Source organism: Mycobacterium sp. NGS27 (assembly GCF_059813005.1).
Window position 1 is genome coordinate 117,782 of the sequence record NZ_JCALDT010000012.1, and the last position, 12,844, is coordinate 130,625.

The window sequence follows — 12,844 nt, forward strand, 5'->3', positions numbered from 1 at the left end:
GGCTCTGGGCCGATGGGAACCCCCCGCCATAGCGGGCTACGGTACAGCAAACGTGCAACGCGCAGGCCACGTTCCGTAAATCGCTGGGCTGAACCCATTTTGGCGGGCTCGGCGGCGAGTCGTTTTCTGTCTCGAGGCGTTCACCCCCGCGCGGCAGGGCCGTCAGCAATCCGCATATTGGCGCTGAAGCTCGTCTATCTGCTGCTGGCTGAGTCCGGTAAGCGCGATGTCGGAGGGAGTCAGCCCGCCCCCACCACGGCGCACGTGTGCGCAGATGCCGGCGAGGGCGTCGAACCACAATTGGCCGAGCCGGGCTACCTGCGCATGATTGAGGGCCGAGGGCGCCCACGTCCAGTTGGCATGCAAGCTCGGGCCCGTCTCGGTGTCCATGGTGGCCGCATTGAGCTCTAGGGTGTGCATCAGCGGCATCGGGACCGCTGCGGCCGCCGCGGTCAACGACAAACTCTCGGGGCTGATCTGCCACAGATCACCCGAGGTTTGCGCGCTCGGCTCGCCGAACCGCCCCAGGTAGTTGAATCCGATTGCGGCATCAAACCCATCGAGGTCAACGTCGCTGTTCGAATACCGCAGCAGCCCATAGGTCACACCGTCCGGAAGGTCCCGCAGCTGTTCTTTGGCGCGTTTGATCAGCGCCCCCAGCGCGGCGTCACCCGATCGCACCTGTGCCCAGCTCAGCCGACCAACCGCCAACGACACCGGATATTGAGTGGTAAACCAGCCCACTGTGCGTGACAGGTCGATGTCGAGGCCCAACTCTTCCTGACGCCCGTGGCCCTCCACGTCGATGCCGATCGGCGACCCGCCGGTGCCTAGAAACTCCGCCAACGCCATCCCGAACGCGATCAGCAGAATCTCATTAACCCCGGCATGAAAGGCCGCGGGCGCCTCGCTGAGCAGCATCCGCGTGGTCTCGGGATCCAAATCGGCCGACAGGCGCCCTGCCGTGGCAAACGTGTCTACCGCCGGCTGCACCGCCGGCAACACCGAGGGCGTCGCGGCCACTTCCCGCCATCTCTCGGCCTCCTTGACAACCGCCGCGTCCCCGGCATACCCGGCCAGCAGCGACGACCACCGCGCAAACGACGTCCCACCCGCCGGCAACGCCATCGGCTGGCCGCTCTGGCGTTGTGCCCAGGCGATGTTGATGTCCTCGAGCAATATCCGCCAGGACACCCCGTCGACGGCCAAATGGTGAATGACCAACGCCAACTGCCCCGTCGAGCCCACCCATACGGCGCTGAGCATCACGCCGGCACCCAGGTTCAACCGCGACCGCGCCTTGACCAGCGCTTCCTCGGACATCACGTCCACCGATTGCAGGCAGCCGCCGGCATCGACGGCCCCCGCCTCGGGCACCTGCAGCGACCAGCCCCCGGCCCCATCGTCATCCACGCGGAGCCGCAACATCGCATGCCGATCCAGCAACGCCTGCAGAACCGCCACCACATCCGTCTCGCAGACCCGTGCGGGCGCCTGAATCACCATCGTCTGGTTGAACTGCTCGACCCCGCCGCCCACGCCTTGCAGCCAGCGCATGATCGGGGTGGCCGCCACGGGGCCCAGACCGTCATCGGCCACAGCGCCCTCACCGTCGACCACTCGCGCGACCCCCGCCAACCGGGCCACCGTCTGCTCGACGAACACGTCGCGCGGCCGGCACATCACCCCGGCCAGTCGCGCCCGCGCCACCACTTGCATGGACAAAATGCTGTCCCCGCCAAGCTCGAAGAACGACTCGTCAACTCCTACGCGCTCAAGGCCGAGCACCTGCGCGTAAATGGCGGCCAAGGTCTCTTCGACCGCGGAGCCCGGCGCGCGATAACCATCGACGTCCTGATATTCCGGTGCGGGCAGCGCACGAGTGTCCAATTTCCCGTTGACCGTCAACGGCAGCACGTCCAGCACCACCACCGCGGCCGGCACCATATACGCCGGGAGCCGATCCACCAGGCTCGCCCGCGCGGCAACCGGATCCACGGCCCCGGTCACATAACCCACCAGACGCTTATCGCCCGGACGGTCCTCGCGGGCAATCGCTACAGCCTGCTCCACCCCGTCCAGCGCGGCCAGTGCCGCACCCACTTCGCCCGGCTCAATCCGATATCCGCGAATCTTGACCTGCTCATCGGCACGCCCGTGGTAACGCAACTGGCCATCGGCACCCCAAGACACCAAGTCCCCCGTGCGATACATCCGGGCGCCAACCCCGCCGAACGGGCACGCCACGAACCGCGACGCCGTCAACTCGGGCCGGCGCACGTACCCGCATCCGACGCCTCGGCCCGCCACATACAATTCGCCGATCACACCGACGGGCACCGGCCGCAACCATCCATCCAGAACAAACAATGCTGCGCTGGACACCGGATAACCGATGGGCGGACCCGCGGAATCCGAACCGAGAGGGCTGGACATGGTGACGTCAACAGTCGTTTCCGTCGGCCCGTACTCGTTGATCAGGGTGGCGACAGGACCGTACCGGTCCACCAGTTCCTTTGTGCACGCCTCACCCGCCACCACCAGCGTCATCCCGCCCAGTTGATCGGGCGGGAGGGCTGCCAGCGCCGTGGGCGTGAATACGGCGTGGGACACCTGCTGCTGACTCATCAATTCAACTAGCTCCATGCCGGGAAGCGCTTGGTCCTCGACTGGGATCACCGCGGCCGCTCCAGACAGCAGCGCGTACCACAGATTCCCGACGGACGTGTCGAACGACAACGGCGCAAACTGCAGGATCCTGCTGGCGGGCGTAATGCCCAGACGTTCGACGTGAGTAGCGACAAGGTCGGCGATGCCGGTATGGGCGATGGCTACGCCTTTGGGGATGCCGGTGGTGCCCGAGGTGTAGATGATGTAGGCGATGTTGTCGGGCGCAGGCGCCGGCAGCCCCGTGCACGCACACGCCTGGATCTCGGCGGCACCGACATCGATGACCGGCAGATCACAGCCATCGAGGCGCTCCACCAAATCCTGGGTCGTGACCGCCACAATCGGCGCGGCATCGGCAAGCATGAACTCCAACCGCGCCGTCGGCAACGCCGGATCCATCGGCAAATACGCCGCCCCGGTCTTCAACACCGCCAAGATCGACACAATCGCCTCAGCCGAACGGGCAAACAACAACGCCACACACTGCCCAGGCCCCACACCCCGACCGGCCAGATGATGCCCCAACCGGTTGGCGGCCTCATCAAGCTCGCGATAAGTCCACCGGCGCTGCCCACACACCAGCGCCACCGCCTCGGGAGCGCGAGCCACCTGAGCGGCGAACAACTCCGGAACCGACGCCGAGGACCCCACCGCCGCGGCCAACACCGACCGATTACCCAACTCATCGAGCCGCGCCTGCTCGGCCCCATCAAGCAGACCCATCGACGACAACCGCCGCACCGGATCGGCAGCCATCGCCACCAACACCCGTTCTAGCCGCGTGGCCAACTCCCCGAGATCGCAATCGGGCAGCAACTGCCCCGCACCCGGCGTGGACAAAAACAGCTGATCCTCGTCCCGGAAAAAGACCAGCCGGAACTGATCCCCCAACCCGTCATGAGTCAACGTCGCCGTCACCGCAGAGCCATTGAGGTCCGAAAGGTGCGTGGTGGGGATGAAGTTGACGGCCACCCGATTCGACGCCTGCCCGGGACCCCGGAAATGCCCCGCATTCTCCAACGCGTGCACCGGGAACCGCTGATGCTGCAACGCTTCTCGAATCCGCCTGTCGACGTGTTCACAAAAGCCGGCCACCGTCGACCCCGGTGACGCCTTCAACACCAGCGGCACCGCCCCAGAGATCATTCCCGGCACCAGCTTGGACTCCGGCCGCACCCGCCTGCTCACCGGGAAATCGAACACGATCTCCGAATTCTCGATATCGCACCCGCCGACCAGCAGCGCACACGCTGCAGTAATCACCGACGACCGACGCATCCCGAACTTCCTGGCCAACTCGTCAATTCCAGCAACCGCCGAAGGGTCTAATTGCACCGGTGCCGCGGACTCGTTCTCGTTGGGACCTGTTACTGCTTCCACCGACCGATATTGCGACTCGCTTGCCGATTGGAGAATCCGGGTCCAATACTCCTGGTCATCAAGATAATCGCTGGAAGATTCATATTCCAGCTCACAGTCGATCAGATCAGACAGCGATCCAAAAAAGGTCGGCGGAATCGACGTTCCGGAGGTAATTGCGTTGTAGATGGTCGCGACCCGATGGCAAACAAGAGCGAGACTAATGCCGTCGACCACAATATGGTGGCAGCACGCGAACCAGTAGAATTCATTCACGCCAGTCTGAAACACCGCAAATTTGAATAGCGGCCCGCTGAGCGGCATCACTGTGCGTTGAATAGATGTCGCCAGTCGATAAGCTTCCCGCTCGGGATCCTGCGAGCGTGTGAGGTCATAACGGGCGAGCTCGACGTCGGGATCGTCGATCACCCTTTGGACGATCTGACCATCAACCTCGAAAAAAGCAGCTCTTAGTGGTTCGGCCTCACCAACCGCCTGCTGTACCGCGGTCTCGAACAAATCGACGTCGAGCGAGCCCGCGATTCGCATATACACGCCCAGCTGCCACCTCGCCGCGAAGCTGCCCGTCTCCTCCGCGAGCCATATATCCAGCTGGCCGCGCGTCAGTGGAAGTGGTCGGTCGTCCAGTCTCACATGCTCTCCCAAAGCGCACCCTTTACTCGTCAGCAACCCGGCAATACCGGTCCGCAAATATTTGCCTCTGCGTCAGCGGCTTTCGATTCCTTCGTCTACGTCGCCGGTTGCCAGTGCTCACGCAACAGGTGATTGTCGAACGAAGTTCTGCCGCAAACTGCTGGTTTGGTTATACTTGTGTTCAATACCTGCGGTCGGTATGACTGCTGTCAGCATAATGAAGGTCACCAAGCCGGACGCGGTTTTCAGCTAATGTGTGCGAGACCACAGTCATTCACCGCACGGCAGGTCAGGGGTGCGAAACGCAACCGCTACGCTGGCGGCTATCACTGGCCCGCCAAGCCATGCGGTCCAAGGGGCCAGGTACAGGGATAATTCGGTCGGAACTCGTGGGACCGGCGGATGCATCAGGCAACGCAGCTCGGCGCGCCGATGTATGACGACCTTCGTTATCACGGAAATCGGCAAACTCGCGCACGCGCGAGCGTCGCTCGCCGGACGGTTTCGAGAGCGGCTCCGGCTCGAACCAGTGGCGGCACCCGCTATGGCGCTGAGATGGGCGGCTAGGCGGAATTTATATGCGCAATCGTCAATTGCTGGGCTGGCGGCATGGCCCCAGTGCCGAGTTGGAAAGACGCTTTGCTGGCGTAAGTGGCTATTGTTGCCGGAAAAGTTGCCGACAACCGATCTCGGGCCGCATCGCCAATGACTAGGTGCACGACCTGGTCGATGACCAGCCGGCAGACGCACTCATCACACCGACACCCGCGGGCCTGCGCCCTCGCTGGAGCCCTACAGCACTCAAGGCCGCCACAGCGCACTCAACGGCTAGAGCAGGCCGAGCCCCTGCAAGTCGGTGACGTACCTGATGATGATCGGCGCCGAGATGTGCGGAATGTCGTTGTCGGGGCCGATCTTGGCTTCTTGCACCGCAGCACGGAATCGGTCGGCCGGTGCAACGGACGTGCGCTCGGGTTCGAAGGGCCGCACCTCGGCGGCATTGCGCAACACCGCACGCAACACATCCAGTATTGAGTGCTGGCGCTGTCGATCCGGCAGGGCAACCAATGCGGCCTCGAACTGCTCGACCCAGTCCGCAAAGTCATCGATGCGCCGGATCGGGTATCCCGCCTCGATCAGCCAGTCGACGTACTGGTCGAATCCGATCCCGTCGTCGTGCGGATTCATCACATGGTAGGTCTGGAACCCGCTGACCGTTTGGGCGCCGAGCGTGGCGACCGCTTCGGCCACAAATCCCACGGGCAGCCCGTCGTAGTGAGCACGCTGGCGGTTCCCGTTACTGTCGAGCTCGTACACGGAATGGGGTGCGATGCCAGTAGCGACGACGCTCAGTACCATCCGGGTGAACAGGTCCGGCACGTTGATCTGACCCTGGTAAGAGGTGTCGACCATGATCCTTCCGCTGCGGAACACCGCGACCGGCAGCCCACACAAATCGTTTGCCTCGCGCAACAGCACCTCGCCCGCCCACTTGCTGTTGCCATAGCCGTTGCCGTAGCTGTCGTCGATCGCGCGGGTGGGGCTGATGACCCTGATGTCGCCGTCCTCAGTGAACGCCGACGCATCGATCTGATCTCCTACGTTGACAGTCGACACGTAGCTGTAGGGCTTCATCTTCGTGGTGAGCGCGATGCGGATCAGCTCGGCGGTGCCCTCCACGTTGGGGCCGAACAGCTCGCTGTACGGCAGCAGACCGTTGACAAGGGCCGCTGAATCAATGATCAAATCGACTGTGGCCGCGAGCCGCTGCCAGGTCTGCTGGTCCAAACCGAGGTCGGCTTCGCCCTTATCACCCGCGATGACCTCTAAATGATCGGCTGCCAACTCACGGAAATAGGCAAGTAGGTCGGGGTCGCCAGAGTCGAAGACGCTCTCAAGACGCCGCCACGCATCCTCATTGGACTTAGCTCGCACCAGGCAAATCAGCGTGCCGTCCACTTGCTCTAACTGCTTCAAACATTCAAGAGCCAGGTAGCGCCCCAGGAAGCCGGTCGCCCCGGTTAACAGGATTGTCCGCACCTCGGCGCTTGGGCCAGGGAGCGTGGGGGCTCCGTTCAGCGTCCCGACATCGAGGAATTTATCCAGCGTGAGGTCACGAGCGTGCACTTCCGCAACATCGCGGCCGTGCACGGACACAAAGCTGTCCGAGAAGGTTTGTCTGGCCAGCTGCTGGCTCAAGCTTCGAACAGACGGCGCGTTGAACAAGGTCGGTACCGCCAGGCGCACGTCTAAAGACTTGTTAATTGCGGCGACCACCCGCATCGCCAACAGCGAATCCCCGCCCAGATCGAAGAATGACTCTTCGACCCCTACGCGGTCGAGGCCTAGCACCTGGGCGTAGATGCCTGCCAGGGTCTCTTCCGTCGCGTTGGCTGGCGCCTGATAATCGCCGGCATCTTGGTATTCGGGTGCTGGCAGGGCACGTTTGTCCAGTTTGCCGTTGACCGTCAAGGGCAGAGCGCCCACCGACACTACGGCCGACGGCACCATATACGCCGGCAGCACATCGACCAGAGCGTTCCGCACCGCCACCGGGTCCGCTGCGCCGGTGATGTAACCAACCAGGCGTTTGTCGCCCGGGCGGTCCTCGCGAGCGATCACCACCGCCTGCTCCACCCCGTCCAGACCGGCAAGGGATGCCTGCACCTCGCCCAGCTCGATGCGGTGCCCACGGATCTTGACCTGCTCATCGACGCGCCCGAGGTACTGCAGCTGTCCGTCGGAGCCCCACCGCACCAGATCCCCAGTGCGATACATGCGCGTCCCGGATGTGCCGAAGGGACAAGCGACGAAGCGCGACGCGGTCAAACCGCCTCGGCGCCAATACCCGGCGCCGACCTGCGGACCGGCCACATACAATTCGCCGACCACTCCGGCGGGCACCGGCCGCAACCACCCGTCAAGGACGAACAATGCCGCCGTCGGCAGTGGCGATCCGATCGGCACCGCGCCCGACCCGGGTTTCAGCGAGGCATTGATCGTGACCCACATCGTCGTCTCGGTCGGGCCGTATTCATTGATCATCACCCGTCCGGGCGCCCACCGATCCATCACCTCTGGCGGGCAGGCCTCCCCACCCACCAGCAAAGCCACCGACTCCAGGCCCTCTGGTGACAGTGCCCCGACCGCCGAGGGGGTTTGGCTGAGGACATTGACGCGCTGGGCGAGCAGTAGGGCGCGGAAGTCGTCCGGTGAGCTGGCGACCGACTCGGGCACAACCACCAGCCGTCCACCTCGGAGGAGAGCGCCGAAGATCTCCCAGCCCGAGATGTCGAAGCTATAGGAGTGCCACTGCGACCACACACGTTCGGGCCCCGACGGCAAACCTGTGCCGTCGAGTGAGTTGGCCAACTGGGTGACATTGCGATGGGTGATGGCCACGCCCTTGGGCACACCGGTGGTACCCGAAGTGAAGATGATGTAGGCAAGATCATCAGCCGCCGGCGCGGGCAAAGCGGAGGCGGGTCTGGCGTCCACCGGAGCGTTGACATCGATCACCGTCAGGTCGATCTCGTCCAGCCGGTCAGCCAACTCAGCGGTTGTGACCGCCGCGATCGGCGCGGCATCGGCAAGCATGAACTCCACCCGGGACCGCGGGTGCGCGGGGTCGATCGGCAGATACGCCGCGCCAGTCTTGAGCACAGCCAGTATTGACACGATCGCCTCGGCCGACCGGGAGAACAGCAATGCAACACACTGCCCTGGACCCGCACCCTGCGCAGCCAGCAGGTGCGCCAACTGGTTAGCTGCCTCGTCTAGCTCGCGGTAGGACCACGACCGTTGTCCGCAGACCAATGCCACGGCCTCCGGGGCGCGCGCCACCTGCTCGGCAAACAATGCGGGGATGGACACATCTGGCATAGCCGGCTGGGTCAACACCGCTCGGTTGCCAAGGTGATCCAGCCTGTCACGCTCGGCCGTATCGAGCAGATTCATCGACGACAACCGGCGCCCTGGATCAGCTGCCATCTCCAGCATCACGCGCTCTAGCCGCTCCATCAACGCGTCGATGCTTTCCGCATCAAACAGCTCGGTGTCGAATTCGACGCGGAGGTTCAGTTCACTACCCGGAACCGCCTGCACCGCAAGGGGGTAGTGGTTGTATTCGCGCGCAGCGAATTCAGTGATGGCCAGCTCACCGACACCCGACAATGCGGCCGTATCGACTGGGTAATTCTCGAACACGAGGAGGGTGTCGAATAACTGGTCATGGCCAGCCGCGCGATGGATCTCGCTCAACGCCAAGTGCTGGTGCTCAAGGGTCTGGTTGTGGACGTTTTGCAGCTGGCTCAGCAATTCGGCGGTGGTAGTGGCGGGCGTGATGTTCGCCCGGACCGGCACCGTATTGATCAGCAAGCCCACCATCGAGTCTGCGCCGGGCAGTTCGGCTGGCCGGCCCGACACCGGGACGCCGAACGCCACGTCGTGCTGGCCAGTGAGCGAAGTCAGCACCTGCGCCCAGGCGCCTTGCAGCACGATGTTGACTGTGGTGTGGTGCGAGCGCGCCAATTCGACGAGCGCCCGTGTCGTTACTTCCGGCACCCGGAACGATGCGACGCTCCGCCGTCCGACCCCGGGCCGGCTTGGCCCGGCGACCAGCGTCGGCGTGTTGAAGCCATCGAGCACGTCGCGCCAGGTCGTGAAGGCGGCATCGCGATCGCGATCCACCAGCCAACTGACGAACCTGCGATATGGGACCGCCGCGGGCAGCCGCTGACCGTGGTAACTGGCGAAGATCTCCCCCAACAGAACTGGCATTGACCAGCCATCAAGCACGATGTGGTGATTGCTCAGCACAAATCGGTGCCGGTCTTCCGCGATCCGGATCAACGCCACCCGAACTGGCGACTGGTCCAGGTCACAGGCGGCCGCGCGCTCCGCGACGCACACCTGCCGCACCTGCTCATCTACCTCGTCTTCTGCTGCGCTGAGGTCAACATAACGCCAAGGCACCACGGGATCAGCCGGGATGATCTGGACCGGTTCGTCGAACTCTTCGCTGAATCGGGCCGCCAGGTTCGGATGCCGGTTGATAACCGTCTGCACCGCGTCGCGCAAGCGCTGCTGGTGGAGTGGACCGCTCACGGTGATATCCAGCTGCACCGCATACAACTCACTCAGATCGCCGGGGCTTTGCGCGAAGCTGGCGTGAAATAGCATGCCCTCCTGCAATGGCGTGAGTGGTAACACGTCGGCAATCGAGTATTGCGTCTCGAGCTCGTCGATCTGTCGCTGGCTGAGCCTGGCAGGCGCGATATCAGAAGGAGTCAACCCGCCTCCGCCGCTCTGCACATGGGCGCAGATACCGGTCAGGGCGTCGAACCACAACTGGCTAAGCCTTCTGACCTGCGCTTCGTCGAGCGCTGAGGGCGCCCACGTCCAATTGGCATGCAGGTGCGGGCCGGAATCCGTATCCACGGTGCTGGCGTTCAGCTCCAGCGTGTGCGCCAACGACATGGGCACCGCCGCGGCAGCGACGGTCAACGACAAGCCGTCCTCGCTGACCCGCCACAGTTCGTCCGATAGCTGGGTCGCCGGGCCACCCAATCGGCCCAGATAGTTGAAACCGATCGGTGGATCGAACTCGCCGAGGTCAGCGTCGGCGTTCAGGTAGCGCAGCAGACCGTAGCTGAGCGGGTCGGGCAGGGCGCGGAGTTGTTCTTTGGCGTTCTTGATCACCGCTCCCAGCTCAGCCTCGCCGGCCACGATCTGCTCCCACGACAGCCCGCCCACGGCAAGTGACACCGGGTAGATCGCCGTGAACCATCCCACGGTCCGCGACAGGTCCACGTCGGGGGCCAGTTCGTCGTGACGCCCGTGTCCCTCGACGTCGATGCCGATCGGCGCGGCTCCGGTTCCCAGAAACTCCGCCACCGCCATCGCGAACGCGATCAACAAGATGTCTTGCACCCCGGCGTGGAACGCCGATGGCACCTGACCGAGCAGCATGCCGGTGGTGTCGGCGCCCAGCTCCACCGACAGCAACCCTGCGGTGGCGATCGTGTCCATCGCAGGCTGTACCGCTGGCAGCATGGCGGGAGCAGACTCCGCGACCTGCCGCCAGGCACGGGCCTGCTCTACTATTTCTGGGCGGCGCGCGTGCTCGGCCAACAGCGACGCCCACCGGGCAAACGACGTCCCGCCGGGTGGCAACGCTACGGGCTGACCTGAGTGATGCTGCGCCCAAGCGATATTGAGGTCTTCGAGCAGGATCCGCCAGGACACCCCGTCGACGGCAAGGTGGTGGATGATCACCACCAACCGCCCCGTGGAGCCCTCCCACACCGCGCTCAGCATCACCCCAGCGGCCGGGTTCAACGAGGACCGCGCCTCGACCAGCGCCTCTTCAGACAGGACGCCCACGGACTGCAGGCACCCGCCGGCGGCCACCGAACCCGCCTCGGGCACGTGCAGCGACCAACCGTCTGCACCGTCGTCCTCGACGCGCACCCGCAGCATGGCATGCCGATCCAGCAATGCCTGCAGCATCACCACGACATCGGCCTCGCCGGCTCCCACCGGCGCCTGCACCACCATGGTCTGATTGAACTGATCAACCGCACCATCCAGCCTGTGCAGCCAGTGCATGATCGGCGTGGCCAATACCTCCCCGACGCCCTCATCGATCACGGTTTCCGAGCCGTCGGTCACGGTGGCTACCCTGGCCAGCCGGGCAACGGTCTGTTCCACGAAGATGTCACGCGGCCGGCAAACCACCCCGACGGCACGGGCCCGCGCGACAACCTGCATCGACAGAATGCTGTCGCCACCCAGTTCGAAGAAGGAGTCGTCGACCCCGACCCGCTCCAGCCGAAGGATCTGCGCGTAGATGTCGGCCAGCTTCTCCTCGACGGCATTGGTCGGGGCACGGTAGCCACCGGCCTCCTGGTATCCCGGTGCGGGCAGTGCGCGGGTGTCCAGCTTGCCATTGGGAGTCAGCGGCAAGGCGTCGATCGGCACTATCGCGGCGGGGACCATGTACGCCGGGAGCCGCTCGGCCAGGGCCGTGCGCAGCGCGGCGGGCTCGGCGGTCCCGGTGACGTAACCGACCAGGCGCTTGTCGCCAGGGACGTCCTCGCGTGCGATCACCACCGCCTGCTGCACCTCGTCCAGCGCGGCCAATGCCGCTTGGACCTCACCGAGCTCGATGCGGTAGCCGCGGATCTTGACCTGCTCATCAGCACGTCCCAGATATCGCAGTTGGCCGTCCGCGCCCCACGACACGACGTCCCCGGTGCGATACATACGACTTCCGGACGCTCCCGCTCCGCCGAACGGGCAGGCCACAAATCGTGACGCCGTTAGCCCCGCCCGACCCACATACCCGTAGGCCAGGCCGGCACCGGCGACGTACAGGTCACCGACCACGCCGGCGGGTACCGGGCGCAACCAGCTGTCCAGCACAAAGAATCCGAGGTGGGCCAGCGGCACGCCGATCGGGCTGGCGTTTCGCTCGACGTCGCTGCTGACGATCTCCCTGAACGAGGCGTGCACCGTCGTCTCGGTGATGCCATACATATTGATCAGCCGGGCCAATCCCGGATGGTTGTCCAGCCACGTTGCCAGACGCTGGGGCTCGAGCGCTTCACCACCGAATACGACGGTGGAGAGCTTGAGTTGGTCTGCGAGTTCGGGGGCGAGCGCGTCGGCGGTCTGCAGTGCGTAAAACGCCGAGGGCGTCTGACTCAACACACTGACTTGTTCACGAACCAGCACGCTGAGCAGGTCTTCCGGTGAGCGGACCACCGACTCGGGCACAACCACCAGCCGGCCGCCGTACAGCAGCGCACCCCAGATCTCCCACACCGAGTAGTCGAACGCCAACGAATGACACTGCGACCACACCTGCCCCGAAAGTTCGAGGTCGGCGTCCAACGTCTCCAGCAGCCGGGTGACGTTGCGGTGACTGACGGCCACGCCCTTGGGGACACCGGTAGTGCCCGAGGTGTAAATGAGGTAAGCGATGTCGTCCTCTGCCGGCCCGGGCAGTCCGGTGGCCGGTTGGGTGCCGATGCTGGGATCGTTGACATCGATGACGGAGAGGTTGTAGCTCTCCAGACGCTCGGCGAGATCGGCGGTGGTGACGGCGACGACCGGAGCCGCATCGCCGAGCATGAAGTCCATCCGCGCCGCCGGCTGT

At 64.6% G+C, this 12,844-nt stretch carries 1 protein-coding gene and 1 pseudogene; both read right to left on the reverse strand.

Annotated features, from left to right (window positions below):
- Nucleotides 1-174: 174 nt before the first annotated feature.
- A pseudogene (locus AC5Y30_RS24560) lies at nt 175-4,683 on the reverse strand (amino acid adenylation domain-containing protein); the annotation flags it as partial.
- An 828-nt stretch (nt 4,684-5,511) separates the two neighbouring features.
- Nucleotides 5,512-12,844: amino acid adenylation domain-containing protein (locus tag AC5Y30_RS24565; protein WP_499921732.1), on the reverse strand; the 7,333-nt coding region annotated here is incomplete at its 5' end.